General features: G+C 39.6%; 14 protein-coding genes and 7 pseudogenes. 9 read left to right on the forward strand and 12 right to left on the reverse strand.

Features of this window, described 5'->3' with window-relative positions; translation table 11 throughout:
* Nucleotides 1-481 precede the first annotated feature (481 nt).
* Nucleotides 482-1,348: a 23S ribosomal RNA methyltransferase Erm gene (gene erm, locus IEX12_RS20900; RefSeq protein WP_088053335.1), complete on the forward strand. Its 867-nt coding sequence runs from the start codon at nt 482-484 to the stop codon at nt 1,346-1,348.
* A 103-nt stretch (nt 1,349-1,451) separates the two neighbouring features.
* On the opposite strand, the gene IEX12_RS20905 is transcribed toward erm, so the two are convergent.
* The 3 genes and pseudogenes from IEX12_RS20905 to IEX12_RS20915 all read right to left on the reverse strand — a co-directional run.
* Nucleotides 1,452-1,799 (reverse strand): DUF4260 domain-containing protein, encoded by a 348-nt coding sequence (locus IEX12_RS20905; RefSeq protein ID WP_088053334.1) that lies wholly within the window; start codon nt 1,797-1,799, stop codon nt 1,452-1,454.
* Nucleotides 1,800-1,862: 63 nt separating this feature from the next.
* Nucleotides 1,863-2,243: pseudogene (locus tag IEX12_RS20910) on the reverse strand (GrpB family protein); the annotation flags it as partial.
* Nucleotides 2,242-2,442: pseudogene (locus IEX12_RS20915) on the reverse strand (DUF4158 domain-containing protein); the annotation flags it as partial. The pseudogenes IEX12_RS20915 and IEX12_RS20910, both read right to left, overlap by 2 nt.
* 140 nt (nt 2,443-2,582) lie before the next feature.
* Here IEX12_RS20915 and IEX12_RS20920 point away from each other — a divergent pair.
* The 6 genes and pseudogenes from IEX12_RS20920 to IEX12_RS23965 all read left to right on the forward strand — a co-directional run.
* Nucleotides 2,583-3,153 (forward strand): annotated as a pseudogene (locus tag IEX12_RS20920) (recombinase family protein).
* Between the two features lie 182 nt (nt 3,154-3,335).
* The gene (locus IEX12_RS20925; RefSeq protein WP_188725832.1) at nt 3,336-4,019 is read left to right on the forward strand and encodes a response regulator transcription factor; all 684 of its coding nucleotides are present in this window, start codon (nt 3,336-3,338) and stop codon (nt 4,017-4,019) included.
* Nucleotides 4,020-4,055: 36 nt separating this feature from the next.
* Nucleotides 4,056-5,090: a sensor histidine kinase gene (locus IEX12_RS20930; protein WP_088053332.1), complete on the forward strand. Its 1,035-nt coding sequence runs from the start codon at nt 4,056-4,058 to the stop codon at nt 5,088-5,090.
* Between the two features lie 158 nt (nt 5,091-5,248).
* On the forward strand, nt 5,249-6,052 hold the full coding sequence (locus tag IEX12_RS20935; RefSeq protein WP_284732549.1) for an ABC transporter ATP-binding protein: 804 nt from the start codon (nt 5,249-5,251) through the stop codon (nt 6,050-6,052).
* Nucleotides 6,036-7,970 (forward strand): FtsX-like permease family protein, encoded by a 1,935-nt coding sequence (locus IEX12_RS20940; protein WP_250889806.1) that lies wholly within the window; start codon nt 6,036-6,038, stop codon nt 7,968-7,970. The genes IEX12_RS20935 and IEX12_RS20940 overlap by 17 nt, the downstream gene beginning before the upstream one ends.
* Nucleotides 7,971-8,494: 524 nt before the next feature.
* Nucleotides 8,495-8,728, forward strand: a pseudogene (locus tag IEX12_RS23965) (DUF4158 domain-containing protein); the annotation flags it as partial.
* A gap of 863 nt (nt 8,729-9,591) precedes the next feature.
* Here IEX12_RS23965 and IEX12_RS20950 read toward each other — a convergent pair.
* The 3 genes and pseudogenes from IEX12_RS20950 to IEX12_RS20965 form a co-directional block, all read right to left on the reverse strand.
* Nucleotides 9,592-10,701: an AbrB family transcriptional regulator gene (locus tag IEX12_RS20950; RefSeq protein ID WP_088053330.1), complete on the reverse strand. Its 1,110-nt coding sequence runs from the start codon at nt 10,699-10,701 to the stop codon at nt 9,592-9,594.
* A 284-nt stretch (nt 10,702-10,985) separates the two neighbouring features.
* Nucleotides 10,986-11,306 (reverse strand): annotated as a pseudogene (locus IEX12_RS23970) (DnaA ATPase domain-containing protein).
* 11 nt (nt 11,307-11,317) lie between these two features.
* Nucleotides 11,318-11,731, reverse strand: coding sequence for a DnaA N-terminal domain-containing protein (locus IEX12_RS20965; protein WP_088053328.1), 414 nt, complete (start codon nt 11,729-11,731; stop codon nt 11,318-11,320).
* Nucleotides 11,732-11,923: 192 nt separating this feature from the next.
* On the opposite strand from IEX12_RS20965, the gene IEX12_RS20970 reads away from it, so the two are divergent.
* Together IEX12_RS20970 and sstT are read left to right on the forward strand one after the other, a co-directional pair.
* Nucleotides 11,924-12,313, forward strand: coding sequence for an SLAP domain-containing protein (locus tag IEX12_RS20970; protein WP_102415764.1), 390 nt, complete (start codon nt 11,924-11,926; stop codon nt 12,311-12,313).
* Between the two features lie 376 nt (nt 12,314-12,689).
* Nucleotides 12,690-13,919 (forward strand): serine/threonine transporter SstT, encoded by a 1,230-nt coding sequence (gene sstT, locus IEX12_RS20975; protein ID WP_188725833.1) that lies wholly within the window; start codon nt 12,690-12,692, stop codon nt 13,917-13,919.
* A 354-nt stretch (nt 13,920-14,273) separates the two neighbouring features.
* On the opposite strand, the gene gpmA is transcribed toward sstT, so the two are convergent.
* The 6 genes and pseudogenes from gpmA to IEX12_RS21005 form a co-directional block, all read right to left on the reverse strand.
* Nucleotides 14,274-14,963, reverse strand: a complete 690-nt coding sequence (gene gpmA, locus IEX12_RS20980) for a 2,3-diphosphoglycerate-dependent phosphoglycerate mutase (RefSeq protein WP_102415765.1) — start codon at nt 14,961-14,963, stop codon at nt 14,274-14,276.
* A gap of 393 nt (nt 14,964-15,356) precedes the next feature.
* Nucleotides 15,357-16,128: pseudogene (locus IEX12_RS20985) on the reverse strand (nucleotidyltransferase domain-containing protein).
* Nucleotides 16,129-16,457: 329 nt separating this feature from the next.
* Nucleotides 16,458-17,339: a GNAT family N-acetyltransferase gene (locus IEX12_RS20990; RefSeq protein ID WP_088053323.1), complete on the reverse strand. Its 882-nt coding sequence runs from the start codon at nt 17,337-17,339 to the stop codon at nt 16,458-16,460.
* Between the two features lie 209 nt (nt 17,340-17,548).
* Nucleotides 17,549-18,034 carry a hypothetical protein gene (locus IEX12_RS20995; RefSeq protein WP_088053321.1) on the reverse strand — a complete coding sequence of 162 codons (486 nt, stop codon included), beginning with the start codon at nt 18,032-18,034 and terminating at the stop codon, nt 17,549-17,551.
* Nucleotides 18,027-18,894, reverse strand: a pseudogene (locus IEX12_RS21000) (protein phosphatase 2C domain-containing protein). The gene IEX12_RS20995 and the pseudogene IEX12_RS21000 overlap by 8 nt, the downstream one beginning before the upstream one ends.
* 277 nt (nt 18,895-19,171) lie before the next feature.
* On the reverse strand, nt 19,172-20,101 hold the full coding sequence (locus IEX12_RS21005) for a YqiA/YcfP family alpha/beta fold hydrolase (protein ID WP_188725834.1): 930 nt from the start codon (nt 20,099-20,101) through the stop codon (nt 19,172-19,174).
* Nucleotides 20,102-20,168 lie beyond the last annotated feature (67 nt).

Genomic DNA, 20,168 nt, shown 5'->3' on the forward strand with positions numbered 1-20,168 from the left:
TGATTAATTTGTTCTCACATCATCTACGTTTGATTTAAAAATTGGTTTCAGAAAAGATACAAAACTGTTCCTGGTTTTCTTTGACATTTTCAAATAATGCCTTTATAATAAGCCTTATAATTTAAGATTTAACGAGGAGGATTATTGTAAATATGTATTCAGTCAGATTGCGTTTCGTAACTTTGAACCCGTAACTAAATACGTTCAAAGGCTCTGTTTGTGTATGCAGAGTAAATGGGAGCAGTCTGTCCTTTTTTAATAATCTTCATTTCGTATAATAAATATGGTATGTGGAAAGGCGGATCATTCTGTCTTTCTTTTTATTTATATTTCATTTTCTTTTTTTGCCTAGAATAAAAAGAGTTTATATGGAGGCAGTTACCTTGGTTAACCCTTAATTGAATATGGTGGGCTATCCCCTTTTACTTTGAATCACTGGCAGATGCCTGTGATTTTTTTATTTTCGAAAGGAAGGGATAGCATGACCAAAAAAATTCATAAGTATAGCGGGAAAAAATTAAGCCGTGGGGAGCCTCCCAATTTTTCGGGGCAGCATTTGATGCATAACAAAAAGTTGCTTCACGAAATTATAAATCGAGCAAATATTAGCAAAACAGATACAGTGTTAGAATTAGGTGCCGGCAAAGGTGCTTTAACAACCATATTGAATCAAAAGGCTGGAAAAGTATTGGCAGTTGAATACGATGCCAAGTTTATCGATATTCTGAAACAAAAAACAGCACAAAGTTCAAATACAAAAATCATCCATCAGGATATTATGAAATTACATTTGCCAAATGAAAAGTTTGTTGTCGTTTCCAATATTCCTTACGCCATTACAACTCCTATTATGAGACTGCTGCTTGATCGCCCTTCAAGCGGCTTTCAAAGAGGGATTATTGTCCTGGAAAAAGGGGCAGCAAAAAGATTTACATCAGGGACAATAAAAAACGCTTATGTTTTAGCTTGGAGGATGCAGTTTGACATAAACTATGTTAAAGAAATTTCCAGAAAAAATTTCTCGCCACCACCAAAAGTAGATTCAGCAATAATATCGATTAGCAGAAAAACAAAACCAGTGATACCAAATAAGCACCATACCGCTTTCCGAGGACTTGCAGAATTCGCACTTAGAGAACCAAAAGCAACGATAGATACAGCATTAAGAGGTATATTTACGCCACCTCAGATAAAGCATTTGAAAAGAAACACGAAATTGAAGACCGACACTTTAATTGCTTCATTAACAGAATCTCAATGGGGCATTGTCTTTGAAACGATGATGCAGCATGTTCCAAAACCGCTATGGCCAAGAATTAGAAAGAAAAAACCGGGTCGTTTTCGATAACGTCAAGATGGCGGATTCGTCCGTGCACTGATTTTGCCCTTCCCATCCTGCTTTTAAGAATTCTAAGGGGTGAGAGGGGCAATCTAAATTGCTTCTATAAATCTTAAACACGATTTAAATGTGTATCATTAAAGACGGTCGGATACTTTAACCCATATCCAAACATCCTGTCCATTCCAATATGAGCGGTCAAGATCAACCCAATTGCTAAGATCGTTTGGTTTGATCCTATTAGTCCAATGAGAATAGTGCCAGCTGATAAACTGTATGTATGAAATATGTTGTAAATAATGGCACCAGCTTTGTTATTAAGCGCATATCCAAGCATTGAAATATCCGGTGCTAACAGGAAGACAAAAAACCATAACCAACTAAATTGGTTGTATCCGTAAAAATATAGACTTAACACCAAGATAGCAAACCCCTCTAAGTGTAATAAAATTTTATTCAACTTTCCCCACTCCCTTTATCTTAATTCAATAGAATCAGCGTCGTGAAAATTTCCATAACTTGCCTAAGCATCCTCTTCTTTTTTGTTTAACCAATTCAGCGCCCGTTGTTCCAACGCTTGGACAAACGCCTTTTTTGCTTTACTGTAAAAGCTTGTATCATTATAACGTTTAGCTAGTTCCTCTTTAAGCCGTCCATACCGCTCGGCTTCTTCAGGATGGCTTCGCAAATAATCTCGGAATACCAAATGCCGCTTTATTTGCGGATTATCGAATTGATACACATGAATATGATGGGTTCTGTTCTCCCCTCCCTTTCGAAACAACCTTCTTCCCTGTATCCCCCATTCACCAGCGACATCGTATCCAAGTGACCGCATGCGCTCGTTGAATGCATCAATTTTCCGGATATCTTGAACAAGCATCATCATATCAATAACCGGTCGGCCATCCTGGATATCGAAGAATAGATAACTGAATTGCGAACCCTAAACGATTTTCTTCTCTCCTACGCTTAGATATGATTTCTAAATCCAGTTTAGAAAATGTGTAGTAGGTTCCCATTATCCACTCATCTTCAGGAACCTGCATAAGACTCTGCCTTTGGTTTGTTGTGAGTAATTCCCTTCCTCTTGCTATTGTCATGTTATCAGCTCTTTTCAATAAAAATTTTATTTACTCAATTATATCAATAGATTCTACTCTATTGGAACAAACGTAAATGAGTGGTAAAATGAGGTTTCCACATGTCCCATGTGACTTGTTTCAAAATAGGAATGGAAATTATGAGAAGAATCGGTTATGTAAGGGTCAGTTCGGTTGATCAGAATCCTGCAAGACAATACAAGCAACTCGAAGAAATAGGAATGGATATCATATTTGAAGAAAAGTTATCCGGAGCTACACAACGCCGACCAGAGCTACAAAAAATGTTAGATGAACTACAGGCAGATGATACGATTTTTGTTACAGACCTTACCCGGATTACCCGGAGCACAAGAGATTTATTTGAATTGGTCGATGACATCAAGCAAAAGAAGGCAAATTGAAGTCCTTGAAAGATACCTGGTTAGATTTATCCGAAGACATCCCTATAGTGAGTTTTTAATGACCGTCATGGGAGGCGTTAATCAATTAGAACGTGATCTTATTCGAATGCGTCAGCGTGAAGGAATAGGACTTGCCAAAAAAGAGGGGAAATATCGGGGGCGGGTAAAAAAATATCCTTCGAAACATGAAGGCATTAACTATGCAGTGGAACTTTACAGAGAGAGAAATATGACTGTTAAAAAAATTTGTAAAATCACAAATGTGTCAAGATCGGCTTTGTACAGAAAATTGGCAGAAAGGAAGTAAAGAAGCTAACCACATTAAAAAGTAAATATTTCCCATAGTGGCCCTTCAATCCTCGAATCGTTTCCGTACCCCCACCATAGGTGAAACATTAATCTGTGATATATTAATGAGGAGTAATTCTTTGTTACCTCAAATTATTTTATTTACAACAGTCAAATTTGCGACACTAGGAGGCTGGCTCGATGAAGATAAACATATTTATTGTTGAAGATGATGATGCTTTGTTTGCTGCGTTGAAGAAAGGTCTAGAGGCTTGGTCGTTCCGGGTCACGAGACCAGATGATTTTGAAGGTGTGATGCGTTCATTTCTTGAACAACAGCCTCAGCTCGTCATCATGGATGTCATACTCCCGAAATTTGACGGTTTTCATTGGTCTCGCGAGATTCGCGCTGTATCCAAAGTACCCATTGTTTTCCTTTCCTCCCGCGATCACCCAATGGATATGGTCATGGCGCTGAACATGGGGGCGGATGACTTCATCCAGAAGCCGTTTCATACAGACGTGCTTTATGCCAAAATTCAAGCCATTCTCCGGAGGACATATGCTTATGGCGAAGAGCAATCGAATTTTCTTGAATGGAACGGCGCCTTGATTGATTTGAATCGAGGTGTAATTCGAAACGCTGGGAAAGAAGTGGATTTAACAAAAAACGAATTTTTTATACTGATCACGCTCGTGAGATCGAACAATGTCATTATCTCGCGCCATGACTTGATGCGAAAGCTGTGGGAGGACGAGCAGTTCGTGAACGACAATACCCTCACGGCGAATATAACCCGTTTGCGGCAGAAGCTGGAGACAATCGATTTGGCAGACGCTATTGTGACAAAAAAAGGGCTTGGTTATATGGCCATCACTTTATAGAGATTATGAACATGTACTGATAGGGGGAACCGTGCCATGTTTATCCGTTACGTTGATGCAAGGAAAAGCTGGATTTTACTGTTTGCCGGCTTGCTCGGCTTAGCCAATGCTCTGATCCTGCTTGATCAAGGCATCCAGGTCACATCTACTTCTCTCCTTTATTTTAACGCCTTATTTATTCTGTCCTTTCTCCTGTTTTTTATATGGCGCTTCAAAAGAGAGACAAAATATGTCGCCGCGTTGGCTGCTCTGCAGGAAGACATGGCCTTAGACTGGATCGAGACACTTCCTGAGCCTGGGGACGGCCTAGATCAGATGACCAACGACATCTTACGGGAGGCCTCCCTTCAGTTCAAACGAAAGCTTTCTGACTATAAAGAAACTCAACTGATCGAGAATGAATTCACGGCCTCATGGATCCATGAGGTGAAGACTCCTCTCACCGCCATGAAGCTAATCCTGGACGCCCGGCCAAGTGATCCCGAAATACGTAAAATTGAAGCGGAATGGTTGCGGGTGTATTTGTTGGTCGACCGTCAGCTGCATATGACACGTCTGCCCGCGATCGAATCAGACTATGTTCTTGAATTGGCCTCCATACAGCGCCTTGCCGCGGAAGAAGTACGGGAGCTGGCGCCATGGTGTATGGAAAAAAATCTGGCGGTCAGTATCGAAGGAACGGATGTAAAGGCCATTACAGACCGAAAATGGTGCCGCTTCATCCTTCGGCAACTGTTGACGAATGCCGTGAAATATAATCCTGCGAATACGGCACTTATTATCGTGACGGATGTAACGGAGACAGGCCAAGTCTTTTTGGATGTCATCGATGAAGGACCGGGAATACAGCCGCACGAATTGCCGCGTATCTTTGACAAAGGCTTCACGGGCGAAAACGGCAGGATTCAAAACGCAGCGACCGGACTTGGGCTCTATCTTGCAAAAACCGTTGCAGATAAATTAGGAATTACCCTCAAAGCGCAACCCGGTCAAACGAAAGGTACGGTGATGCGAATGATCTTTGTCGATCCCAACGCATTCGAAGCTGTCCGAAGAGGGGCGGGCGAGTAATATCCAGCTATGAAGCAGTCAGGATTGCTCCTGGCTGTTTTTTGGTGTGGAATAGTGAACCTGACAATATTGTCACGTTGTCTTGCCAGATTGTCATGTAAAACGTACGACAAGCGGAAAATCCAACCGTATAATAAAGCTATCATCAAGCAACAATTATGATTTGGAGGTACGTTATGGATCAGTTGAATGTAGGAGAAACCGTTTTACAAGCACGAAATGTCCACAAAACATTTGGTACCAAAGGAAATGCACAGCATGTATTAAAAGGAATAGATTTACGCGTCACCCGCAGTGAATTTGTCGGCATTATGGGACCTTCCGGCTCAGGCAAGACGACATTGCTTAACGTCTTAGCCACGATTGATCATACTACGGACGGAACGGTTTTAATCGATGACGCAGATATCTCCAAGCTGAGTAATACCGCGCTTTCCGCCTTTCGGCGCAACAAGCTGGGATTCATCTTCCAGGATTACAATCTACTGGACACGTTGACAGTAAAGGAAAATATACTGCTGCCCATCTCCCTTAGCAAAATGAGCAAGCGGAAAGCGGAAAGCGAGTTCACAGCCATCGCCGATGTGCTTGACATTAAAGCACTGTCGCACAAATATCCGCATGAAATATCAGGAGGCCAGAAACAACGGACAGCTGCCGGGCGTGCTCTGATCCACCAGCCTTCGATCGTGTTTGCGGACGAACCGACCGGTGCACTGGATTCCAAATCCGCTTCCTCGTTACTGGACGTGATGGAGAAGGTCAATCAGCAGCGAGGCGTTACCGTTGTCATGGTGACCCATGATCCGGTAGCCTCCAGCTATTGCAGCCGTGTTGTGTTTTTAAGAGACGGGAAGATTTATTCCGAGCTGTACCGCGGCGATAAAACAAGACATGCCTTCTTTAATGAAATTATGGACGTGCAAGCTGTACTGGGGGGCGACCATGTTGACGGTTTTTAAATTAGCGCTTCGCAGCATGCGGCAAAATGTGAAGCATTATTATTTGTACTTCTTTGCACTGATCTTTAGTATGAGCCTGTATTTTGTCTTCACCTCACTACAGCACGATCAGGCTGTTCAGAATATGACACATCCGAGCGTTGACTTCTCTGCCGGGTTTCAAATTGCGGGAGTCATGCTGATTGTGATCGTTGGGATCTTTACCGTCTCGGCCAACGGCATTTTCTTGCGTCGGCGCAGTCGAGAAATCGGACTATATCAGCTGATTGGTCTTTCCAAAGGCTGGGTAGCCCGATATCTAATGATCGAGAATATACTGCTTGGCTTAGGTGCACTACTTGCTGCGATCATTTGCGGCGCGTTGATTTCAAGGCTGTTCGTCCTGATTTTGTTGAATCTGCTCGGCTTAGAAGGGATTGTCGACATCAGCTTCTCCGTACCAGCGGCTTTTAAAACGTTGATGGTCTATCTTCTCATCATCGTCATCACTTCCATTCAGATGATGCTGAAGGTTTATCGCAGCACCCTTCTGAATCTGTTTCAAGCTGACAAGCGGCCTGACCTCACTAAGCCGCCCAAAGCGGTGGCATCTGCTATTTTCGCCCTGCTCGGTCTGGCGCTGATTGGATACGGCTATGAATTATCGGGTCATATCAATGAACAGTTATTCCTCAACGCACTATTGGTGCTCGGATCCATCGTTGCAGGGACTTACTTATTGTTTCGCGTTACGATCAGATGGTGCTTTTACCGATTCCGCAAACGTAAAGATGGACACCTGGGCTTAACAAACAGCCTGTCGATGGCTCCGCTGATGCACCATATGAAAGCAAATGCCAACTCTCTTACCTTGATTACGGTGTTGTCGGCCATGGCCATCACGCTGATTTCCATGGCTTACTCCTTCTACTACTCCGTAGAGCAAGAGACCCGCCGCGATCTCCCTTATGATTTTATGTTTGAAAACGAGCCGCAGGAGGCGCTGTCGTTCAAGATGGAGTTGGAGAAGGAAGGCATCGATGTTAATCACCACGTCGTTCAAGCGGTTCTGACGATGGGCATCATCCTTGATCCGAATGACGAATCCCGCAAGGTTGAAGAAAGTTTGTTATGGCTTCCGGCCGAACAGCTTAAACAAACAGGCGCAGACCTCAACGTGCCGCCAGATGGCGAAGCCATTTTGTACAATGCTGGGGCCTCACTTGCCGGAGACTTAGATGAGCAGTCGAAGCGATATCCAACAGAAATAAAGCTGGAGCAGCATGGACAGACCGTTATGTATACATTGAGGACATTGATGGAAAGGAACATCATGAATTTAAATGCTCCCGGCAAGCAGCTGCTAGTGTCAGAGGCGACAATGGACAAAATCGCAGAACAAATGGCCGGTACGCCCGGTTATAAAAAAATTCGCTTTGATACGTTTCAAGTTCCGAACAAGGAAGAGCTCGCCATAGCTTCCTCTCTATACAACGCAAAATACGTCAGTGACGAACGATTAACGTATGATTTCTATACGCAGTACAAAGAAGTGCTGCAGACGACAGGCTTGCTCATTTTCATCGCAGCTTTCCTTGGACTTATCTTTTTGATCTCAACCGGCAGCATCTTGTACTTCAAGCAAATGACCGAAGCCGAGCAGGAAAAGCAAAGCTTTAAGACGTTGCGTCAGCTCGGATTTGACGTGGATATGATCATGAAAGGCATTATACGAAAGCAGGCCATCGTGTTCCTTCTCCCTCTATCGATCGGTATGCTGCATTCGATCTTTGCTATCAAGGCGGCTTCATTTATGATCCGGTCGGACACCACGTTTCCGGCATCCATCGCCATGGCGATTTACACGGTTATCTATTTTGTATTCGCTCTGTTTACCATAGGCTACTACCGCAACATTGTAAAAAACGTTATGTCATAACCATCACTTAAAGGGGGATAAGCTATATGGGGTACCGCCAACATTTCGGACACTTTGTACGCTAAGCATATTTCCAACCTAAGAAAAGCGCAAGCGCCCGTTTAGCAACGTACAAACTGGAGCACTCCGCAATGAGATAAAGGAAACACGGTGAGCTGGAAGCGAACCGATGTTGACTTATCGTAGTGAAGGAGTGTGAAGTTTGCTAGTTGCTGGGCGCTGGAGCTGGACATGGCCAACTCTGACGCTATCAGAATAGAGCCTAAATTTTTATACTTTCTTTACCTATAAAAAAATCGATTCCTTATCGTACAGGGAATCGATTTTTTTGTTTTACAATCGCGCTCGTTGAATAGAGCTTGCTTAAAAAAACTGAACTAAAACATTTCCTCTTTACATTGACATCGTGTCATACTTTATATTGTTGGAAAGGAGGGGTTTATAATGAAGATCACTTGGAAAAGGTAAATTAGATACTAATAAAATAATAATAAGGATTGGTTTCACTTGAGTGTTAAAAGTTTATTAACACCCGAACAAAAAAAGACATTTTAGGCCTAAATAATTTATCTGAATTTGACTTCACAACTTATTATAGCCTTTCAGACTTTGATATTGATGTTATAAATAAACATAGACGAGATCATAATCGACTGGGGTTTGCTATCCAATTATGTATTTTAAGACACCCAGGATGCACTTTAAATAATATGCTAGAAATCCCTGAGAACCTCATTTCATATGTAGCTAAACAAATAACTCATATCATCAAAGAAGATTAAATTTCGGCTGGATTATTATTTTTTCTGTGTTAAATGTTGTAGGCTATATGATGTTTAGATTGGTTGGGGAAAGTAAAAGTCGAGTTGAATATATTAGTTAAGTATCTGTTGTGCTAACCAGTGCGTTAGCTTAAGAACCTTGATTTGACTATACCGCAAATGGGCGCGATTGTTGCATAAACCCGATCTAAAAACCGATTTCCGACGTTTGTAAGGAAATCGGTTTTTCACGCTATAATTTGCTTAACGTTGTAAATCCGCATTTATCTGATGCTACCCCATCTTGGGACTATTTCTATCTTGCTATAGTATTTTCCTCAGATATTCAATTTCCTTTTTATCTAAGTGAGTTACCTTTGCAATAAATTCAATTGATGCCCCTTCTTTTAACATTTCAAGCGCGACTTCTTTTTCCTTCTTCTCTTCCTTCTTTTTTCCCCTTTTCCTCATACGAGATCGGAATCTCCAAAACCTTATCAGCCTCATCAAGCTGTTTAATCTCTTCCATCAGCTCTTCCTCCTCTTCTTCATTCAATTTCAGATACTTAAGGAAAAAAAGCTTCCAAAAACTCTTCAAAAAATGTGGTGATTAATTGCTTGAATAGTTGATCGTGCATAGTGTAGACAGTAGTGCTTTCTTTTACTAATGTCGCTACTGACACGTTAGCACATCCTTTACGGGGAAATGGAGAGAAAGGAATTAACTGGGGTGTTTGATCTACATATATTATAACAAAAAAGCCTATTAGAACCAGTGTTTTCATAAAATAAATTTCTCAATGGATCCGTAAAACAAACATATTCTCCGATGAGGAATCGAAAACCCGAACACCCCAAACCTAATGGCTATACTTCCGCTGTCCTGTCCGCCTTCTATTCATTATTTTAAACATTAATTTTACTGCTGGCGGTATTGCGAAATAAATAAAAAGGGTACGAAACAGCTGATAACCGGAGACAATTGACAAATCTGCGTGAATCTCATGTGCGATAATTCCCATCTGGTCCATGCCACCTGGAGCCATACTCAACAGTGACGTTGCATTGGATATCGGATAAAGTTTTGTGAGGACCATACTTAAGATAACACCACCAATTACAAGCATAACCCCACTCGCAATTGCCAAGCCTATTGTTCTCATTTTATTTTGCAGCTGATTTATGTTAAGCATTGATCCTACATGAGTGCCAATCATCAACTGCGCTGCATCGACAACAATCGGTGGAAGCTTTGGGCCTTCCACACCGGATAATTGCAGCAATGTTGTTCCGATAAGGGGACCTAATAGAAATGCTGTCGGAAAATTTATTTTAGATCCGACAAGAGCAAATACGATACACACCAATGCGAAAATAATAATATTGGGAAATAGCCCAGCCCAATTCGCTGGAACTGTGGCGGAAACTGGAGCATTTACAGTTGCCTCTCCCTGTTGAAATATCGGAATCATAACAAGTAATGGCATCATAATAACGATAATCATTAGACGGATGACTTGGGTAACAGTAACTACAGCCAAGTTGATTCCCTTCGTCTCTTCTGCCAGCATAATTACTTGTGTAAGCCCGCCAGGAATACTGCTTAACAGCGAGGTACTGTAATCACTGCCGGAAAACCTGGAGATAACAAAGGCAATCCCCGAACATAATAGCATTAACAATAAAGTCATGAGTAACATGGTCGGTAATTGAAGTGCCATTTGCTTTAGTGCGGTGGAAGTCATGGATAGGCCAATGGTGTAACCAACAATAATCATGCCCGTGTTACGAATGGAGCTCGGCCATACGTAAACACGATTCATTACATTTGTACCGATGACTACTGCAACCATTGGTCCAAGTAACCATGGAACCGGGACATGGAGCAGTGTAAACAGCACACCTCCAATGACGGCGGTAATAAGTGTTAAGATAAATTGAGTGAAGAGATGTGGTGCGTTCGCCTTCATGTTCATAGTCCTTCTTTAGCTGGTAAAATTTTAAGGGTTCGTTAAAAACTCCAATGTCTCCATTCTACTGTTAGGTGTATAGCAGCACAAGAAATTTGACCAGGCTTTGATCCCCAATAACATAAAAAAAGCACCCAATTCCTACGAATAAGATACACACAGGATTGGGTACAGTACAAAAAAGAATTTCAATATAATTTATGCTAACAGTCTTCAATGATCACAATTAATCCCCTAATAATGATTACAATCCAATTTGTTATTTAATGTAACCAATTGGGTTTTTAGTTCCGCAATAGCTTTTTTCCTGACAGAAATTCAATATCATCGATGAGCAAAACATCAGCCTGACAATATTTTTCCCCGGAACTCCTTTACATTATTTTTTTCAATACTGCCGAGGTGATCTTGTAAAATTGTTCCCCGGTTAAAAATATTACCTTCCTACACCGATCTTGTTTAAGCGCTTCACTACCAATCGCCTGAATTAAATGGGTTTTACCTGTCCCGGTTGGCCCATAGAGAAAGAGCGGATTATACGCTTCTCCAATAGATGAATACCACCGTATCGGCTGCCGTATAGGCAAAACGATTGGCTTTACCAACTACAAAATTATTAAACGTTTTGTTTTCTATCAAATTTGCTCTCCTGAATTTCATTACTGGGTTGTGAAACCGATGAATAATTCTTCTTTAGTATATAAAAGAGCTTTTCTTTTTCAGTTGCATTTAATGCATTAATCCGTGATAGAATAGCATTTATTTTACTCTCAGAATTAGGAACAGCTTCTTCTCTTCCTCCTAGAATATACACGATTTCCGGATTTTCGCTGGTGACCTCGTAAATTGCCTCCCTCATTAAGGACAAATATTTCATTTCCAGCCAATCCCTGGCAAATTCGTTCTGTGCAATTATAAACCAGCTTCCCTCTTCTCTTTTTGTCTTACATGGCTTAAACCAAGTTTCAAAGGTAGGCTCGCTTACCCGTTGATGTATGAATTCCAGAATTTCTTTCCACGTATTTTCCATCCAATCACCCCTTTTCAGATTATGGCTTTATGACTTTAAATGTACCGATCTCGTTTAAATAATACCCTTCCATTAGCTAAACAGCTTTTAGAATTGGCTTCACATACATTTTTGGTTTTTATGCTAATAGTTTGTTATTTACGCACTCTGTATTTACAATGAACATAATCTCTTTTAGGTGGTGTCGATACAATGCAAAAATTAACGTTTGAATCATCATGGGAAAAAGCGTTATCAGTGAAAGATCGTAATAGAATTGAACAGGTATTTTCCGAAACAATAATCCCTAAAAATACACCTGCTCACTTTACACTGTTATGGCAAGCGTTGAATTACAAAAAAGAATTACTTGTGACGGCCCTCGTTCATAACAGCAGCCTGCAAATCTTTTCTTTTCATCATACGGGTCTGAAATATATCGAATACGGAAAAACAGTTGCAGAATATTCATTTACACTTCCTACATTAATCATTAAACCAAATACCAGCATGCCTTGGACGTTCATTTTTCCGACTGATGGTTTGTATGAGGGGATAAAGTTCACAAACGGTAATTTGGTTATAGCAGATAGTGTTATATGAAATGAAAAAGCAAAACTTAGAATCTGGAGGCTTTTGGTAACTATTTTTGAATGCGAAAACCCTTCAGATAAAATCAACTTCCAAAATAGCTATTTTCTGTAATGGCATTGCAATGAATTTTAATATTTTCATCAATAAAGCCTCTTTTTCTCGCGGATAGCAGTGTATGATACATATTTTCCCGGCCGACAACATTGTCCGTATGCAGATAAATCTTATCCGCTCTCAAACCATGTTCGTTTTTATAATAGAATTTCCCTACCAAATATTTTAACATAATAATTTATTTAACGACGCTAAAATTCACGATAAGCTAACTATTACTATACTTTTTTGTTATACTAATATTATAAAAACTTTTCAGGGAGATATATATATGAAAAAATTAATTCTTAATTGGAACCAGATAAGTCTAGTAAAACGAATACTCGTTGGTTTGATTATTGGTATTATCTTAGCCTTAACAATCCCTGCTAACGTAAAGTGGATTTCGATTTTCGGCACTTTATTCGTAGATGCATTAAAGGCTGTTGCACCAATTTTAGTCTTGCTCTTAGTTATGCATGCCATCTCTAAGCATAGAAGTGGTCATCCAACAAATATGAAATCAATTCTTATTCTTTATCTGGTAGGTACATTTCTGGCAGGGCTAGTAGGAGTTGTTGCAAGCTTTATATTTCCGGTTAGCTTATCTCTTACAACGGGGTCAGAAGATCTTAATCCTCCTGGAGGTATTTTAGAAGTATTTAATTCCTTACTGCATAACATTGTGGACAACCCAGTAAATGCTCTATTAAATGCCAACTATATTGGCATACTAACTTGGGCTATACTTATTGGTATTGCATTAAGAAATGCTTCTGTCACTACAAAAGACGCGCTTGCCAATTTTTCGGATGCCATATCACAATTAGTAAAATGGATAATAAATTTGGCTCCGCTTGGAATCATGGGGCTGGTTTTTGATGCAATTGTGACAAGTGGACTATCGGCTTTGCTTGACTATGGAAAGTTACTTTTTATTCTACTCGGTTGTATGTTTTTTGTAGCTTTGGTTGTTAATCCAATTATCGTATTCATATGTATTCGCAAAAATCCCTACCCACTTGTCTTTACATGCCTAAAGGATAGTGGCCTTACAGGGTTCTTTACTCGTAGCTCAGCCGCAAATATTCCAGTAAATATGAACCTTTGTAAAAAATTGAACTTGGATCAGAATACATATTCGATATCTATTCCATTAGGTGCTACCATCAATATGGCTGGTGCTGCCGTAACTATTTCTGTATTAACCCTTGCTGCAGTTCACACGCTAGGGATTCCAGTGGATTTTGGTACTGCGCTTATTCTGACCGTCTTATCAGCTATTTCGGCAGCTGGTGCTTCAGGTGTGGCTGGTGGGTCGCTCTTGCTCATTCCCCTTGCGTGTAGCTTATTTGGAATTTCAAATGACATTGCTATGCAGGTTGTTGGTGTTGGTTTCATCATTGGTGTGTTACAGGACTCTTGTGAAACTGGACTTAATTCATCCACCGACGTACTTTTTACAGCAACAGCTGAATATGCTAAAAGGCGTAAAGAAGGCAAGGAAATTATTAATGCGTAGAAAAAAAGATGTATTGTACGAAATGATTAACAAATAAAAGGCTCAGATAAACGTTTTGCTTTAGCCAAGACTGCCGAAGCTATTAGTAAAGGTGACCAATCCATTGTTGCAAAAAAGTTTCAAGGTAGCCGGGATACCATATGAAAAGACTGCTGCGAGATGGAAGCCAGCATAGTTATTAAGAACAATTTTTCTGCCTTGTGACGTAAGTGTCAAACATTACAATCACCAAAAATCCCCCTCACCAATACAGGCAAGGGGGATAGCATTTTCATAATAATTCATTTCATTTTTCCGGTTGATTCAATTTCCTGGCGAATTGCTTCCAGCATACTTCTTTCATCTACCACTAGCTTAGTTCTCCAGAAAATATTTATTTGTTGGTTTCAGTTTGTCATCGAGTTCGTAAATTAGCGGGATGCCAGTAGGGATCTCAACGTTGACGATGTCTTCATCCGACAAGTTTTCCAAATGCTTGACGAGCGCGCGAATGCTGTTGCCGTGTGCAGCGATGATGACATACTTGCCCTGCTTGATCTGTGGTGCGATCGTGTCCATCCAATATGGTGTCACGCGTTCCAGCGTCATTTTCAGATTCTCACCAGACGGGATCGCTTTTTGATCCAGAAGCTGATAACGTCTCTCTTTTTTCGCTTGACGTTCATCGTCTTCTTCCAAAAGTGGTGGAAGTACATCATAGCTTCTGCGCCACTGATGTACCTGCTCTTCCCCGTATTTTTCGGCTGTTTCCGCTTTGTTTAACCTTTGCAGCGCACCATAATGTCGTTCATTCAAGCGCCAGCTCTTTTCGACTGGAATCCACAGCTGATTCGTTTCCTCGAGAATGTAGTACAATGTTTTCATTGCCCGTGTCAATACTGACGTGAAAGCTATATCGAATTTCAGCCCATACTTTTGCAATTTCCTGCCGGCCTCTTTCGCCTCCTCTATGCCTTTCTCTGTCAAACCGGCATCTTCCCAGCCGGTAAATATATTAGATTGATTAAAGACACTCTGGCCGTGTCTGACAATGGTTAGTTTCATGAGAATACCTCCTTGTATTAAAAGTTTTTAGAAATTGATCTTCTTGCTCTTTGACAATTAAATAATGCTTCCCCGCTATCTAAATATGGAAGGAGTTGTTTAGATAGGAGATTTTATATAGAATGGCGGTACGAATTTTGTTCTCAATGTTACTTGGTGTATGAATTGATATGCTTTGAACATGATTATCCTCCCTTTATTCATGGACAGAACTGTATAGGATCATTGTTATTATGTCCGAAAACAAAATGCAGCTTATTTAGCATTGTCACAAGTATTTTCTCACAGTTCCGCTCTCGAGCCTTGAAAAACTGTAATACCTTGATAAACTTTTATGACATCTGTATATCACATCGAGCAATTCATAATCACGCCCAAATTTTCATCCACCTTTTATCCCCATACTTCTCCCAATGTAGCTCTAAATAAATTGTCCAGTTTTTTTGTAGGATCTTCATTTTCTACCGAGAGCGTTTTAATATGCGTTTCGATACGTCTTAATTCGTTTTCCAGAAAGTCATTAATCATATCGATTCGCGGTTCAAAATCCAATTCATCCCCTATTATCTTTCGTTTTAATAGACTTTCAATTTCGTTTTTTAATTTACCTTCTGGAATCATAGTCTGCAATAATTCATTAAAAAGGATTGGAGGAACTGTTTGATATTTTTCAATCCATTTACAAGCCATTACCGGGCGAAGCACATAGAAATATTTCTTGATTTTCACCTTTGATCCTTGCAGATACTCTCGATAATTATTTTTCGCCATATTTAAGTAGTGGTATAAACATGCATTTGGGTGGAAGCAGTCCAATTCCAATAATCGCAACTTATCAATAAATGCGTACTGCTGAAAATAAACAATACCACTTCTCATCCATTCTAAAAGTGGGGGATTACTTTTTCTCAGCAGCCGTAAAGCTTTTGTTATTTCCCAACCGCTTATATCCAGTAAATCGTTGATTGGAATTTCAATTACGTCTTCCTTGCGGGTCAATAGAAAGATACCACTGTGGCTGATGGATATAAATAAATCTTACATCAAAATCACTGTCCTTTGAAGGAAAACCCCAAGCCCGGCTACCAGATTCTACTGCGTATAAAACCTTTACTTGAAACCTTTCTTCAATTTCAATTAACTTACTTTGGATTGTTTCTTTCATTTGTACACACCACTTTCATGAATGGAGGAATAAATACACCTCCTCATTTTCAGACACCATTTGTACCTCGATGAATTGGCTGAATCTACATTGTTCGAAAAAAAAGACCTATATAGCGGGCTTTAGCAGGGAAGTGAATTGGACAGAGGCTGGAAGGTGATGGGACAGATTTCTCAGTCTGAACAGAACATAATTCTATGACAGTCGTCTGTTCCCTCGTCCCTTCACCCATCTGATACGGTCCTTGCAATCTCCATTTGGCATCGTTATTGTTCAAGCAGATGTCTGTATAAACCTCGTGATGTTAAAGTTGCCGGCGCTTATTGACCTCAGGATAAGCTAGCAGATGAAAGCACATAACTTACCAAAATATCCTGCTGTTCAAATCCGGCTTTGAAATAAATATGATTAGCAGAACGGTTTGTATTACTTACAGACAATTTAATTTCGGTTATACGTGGGTACGAAAATATTTCATCAATGATTTCTATTAACAATAATGTACCCAACCCTTTATTTTGAAAGGTTGGAGCTATGGCGATGTACTCTAAAGATGCTTCTGCACATTCCTTGTCTATTTCATAGTAGGCATACCCTTGTACTTGGCCATCTTCCGTTTTAAGAACCTTTAAAACATTTTCCTCACTTAAACGCGAATCAATTGTCTTTGCATCATAATATGTATTAGGGAACATATGACTATGCAATGATTCAAATGCTGCAAAATCAGCTTCACTATATCGTACACTTCTTTTACTCGATACACTCCGGGCACTCGCTTTTTGAATTTCCAAAATTAAATGCTCTCCTGTTTTTCTAGCCTGCAAACTTTCTGCAAAAGCTAATTGACTAGTATTCTCTTGATTGATAAAGAAATAGAATGTACGTATGTTAGGATATGCTTTGCGCAACTGTTCCCATAGTTGAGTTACCATAGAATCTGATTCCATTTTATTGAATGGACCCCACACCTCGGCAGTCTGTTCATCAATATCCACTCCAATTGCGGCGATTATTTCATTTGCTTCATTTCTCGCAATCATAAAAGCCAGTTCGCCGTTTTTTTCCAAAAAATCATCTTGTAACGTTTGATAAATTTCACCAGAGCTTTTACCACAATAACCTATATGTGATGATTTAATATTGTTCAAATCTGAAAGAAATTGTGCGAGCTCTTCAATGTCATTTGCTTTTTGTATATATGTATTCATGCGTTCACCTATCCTATTCGAAACCTGAGTTCATATCTTTGTATTTCCTAAGAAAATCCTAAACAGAAGTAATAACCTGCATAGCAGCATTAATTGTTGCTTTTATGTCTCCCTTTACTTCCAGGCCGTGATTCGCATCAGGTATAATAAGCCCCGAAACAAGTTCATTGTTAAGGGAACCAATTAATTCTTCACTAAAATCAGGATCTTCATTTCCTATAACATATAATGACGGTATCTCCGACTTCAATAGTGATTGAAATACTATCTCCTCTTTTAGCAGGGGTCAGCCATATCCCATATGTTTTGTGTTGATTTATAAATTCCTTTTCATTCCATTCACAGGCCATAGGAGTCGTTCCAATAGATTTACTCAGAACTTTTCCGTATATTACATTATTTAAAACAGTTTTAATAACGGATAAAACATCTTCATACATCCATTTATCCTGCTCTTGATTACTAAGATTTTTAAATTCAGCGTTATTTGCATAGTTATAATTGACATGAAGAACGTCAACGTTATTATTCATACATACGCTCGTGGAATAATGAAAAAGTGGGCGTTGCGTTGAGTACCCAAGTCCTGGCAGCATGACACAAATATTTTTATTTTCTTGTTTTCCACGAATCCATGTATAGTTAATGAGAGATTGATTCTTTCTGACCACTTCTTTTTCAATAAAGTTATACAAATCTATCCACCCCTCTTGGTTGATCACTTGGAAGTTGCGCAGGAAAAGAATTATGATATTCCCAACAAATCAATGTTGCACTATCTCTTCCCACGTTCTCATGTACGTATTTTAAAATGTGTTTTACGCTGCTCTCTAATTTACTATCATCAAACTGCATAAAAAATTCTTCGTATAAATTTGTTGCAACTTCATAGTACCTATCTCCACATTCCAAAATACCATCTGTCAGCATTAGTATTAGGTTATAGCCTGGCCTTAACTCCCTTATACCAGATGATTAACAAGGTACAGGTAAAGAAAACGTATTGACAGAACCAATCCATTCATAGAATTGGCGTTGATTCAGTGCATGCTGTCCTAACCTATGTAATTCTTCATGAAAAAGATAAGCCACACAATCTCCTACCGAAAACCACCAAAGATAATTCTCTTTTCTCATGCATATCAGACATGCGGTTTCACCTTGGACATTCTGGCATTCATTCATAAAATCACGTGATTGAAAGACTGATAATAAGTGATTTTCTATTGATTGGAAAACATTTTTCATAGGTATATGTATTATCTCTAAAATCCTGCTCCATTCCTTCTCAATGGTGCGAATAACCAAGTCAACACTTTCAGAACTATTATGACCATCTAATACCATAGAAAGCTCCCAGTCTTTACCTTGCCATACCAAAGCACCATCTTCATTCTTAAATGCACCTGCTTTCAGGTTACCCTCCATATCTTCCTATTAAGATTTGATCACATTTATCTATTTTTATTTCATTTACATAAGGACTTTCTCTCCCACTCCACTTAAATTTTTGACAGTTCTTATCAACTTCTATATTATTCCATTGGTTTTTCATTAGAAAGGCGTTGATGCTTTTAAGGATTTTATCGTGATGATCCGGTATGGTACCTGTGGCGAAACCATGCTCCAAATAGACTCCAAAAAGTTGCTTAGATTCCCGTATGTCGCTTCTTATCCGAGCTTCAAGTTCAGCTTTTTGGGCAGCCCGTTCCATTTGCTCCTTCCAAAAATCATTGAGCTCCCTGTCTCCAACAATACTGTATCCATCATACGCCAAATGCTTTCACCCCTTCCTGCCCTATCCGCTTTCATCAGCAGTTACACCCCGGGCTTTATTTGAAACCCAACCAATCTGCAAGCAATTGGTCTGTTTCTTCAAAGTCATTTCCCATTTTGTTCATGTTAAAGGCGATTTCAGCAGTATCTGATTTTCCCCTTTTTAACATAGTCAAAATTTCTTCGTATTCGCCAATATCGAATATAATTGGTACTCCATTTTCCATTTTTCCATATCCTTGAAAGATTTCTTCCACGTCTGCTCCTGTTAGCTTATCAAAATTACCTGAACCTACTAATCTTAAATATTTACTTTTGATGTCGGTGAGCGTCTGTATGTAATAATCATAAAAATTATCAAATGACTTCTCCGTATTTTTAATTAAGTCGGTGTTCTCTTCCAAGTCTTTAGCAAATGATTTGATAATTTCTGATTGGATTACAATACTAAAGCCATGAACGTCATTATTTTTCATTTCAAGCGGAGAACTCTTAAGTTGTATTCCGAGTTCAGCATCGTATAATACTCCAGGTTTTAAGTATCCATTTTCATCAAATAGCTCTTCAATAACATAGTTCTTACTGATTCCATGCGTCTCAAACCACCTAATCCCAATCTCAGATGGATCACTCATATAATACAAAGATCCGATTGGTTGTGTTCGGTAAGTACCAACTATATCATCGGGATATGTATAGGTAATGATTTGATCTTTGAAATCTCCATTTTTCACACGTTGTTGTTGCTTGTCAGTGAGAAGATTATAAACATCAGCAGCTGCAAATGTAATGGCATCTGCATCATGCTGAACAGCAAAGTATTCAGCTAACCCTCCACCAAGCGAATGCCCGACAAATGTAACATTATCTTTGCCGTACTCTTCAATGTATTTATCGACGATGGGAGCCGCTTTGGTAAATTGATTTTCAGTTAAGGTTCTAACATTGCCATCTTCATCTATGTCAAGAAATTGGACACTAGAAATGGTGAATTTTTTAAATTCCTACCGCGCTCCGCTTGCTTCCCTCTCTGTTAAAATAAGGGGAAAGAAC

Source organism: Lentibacillus populi, assembly GCA_014642895.1.
GTDB lineage: Bacteria > Bacillota > Bacilli > Bacillales > Amphibacillaceae > Lentibacillus_C > Lentibacillus_C populi.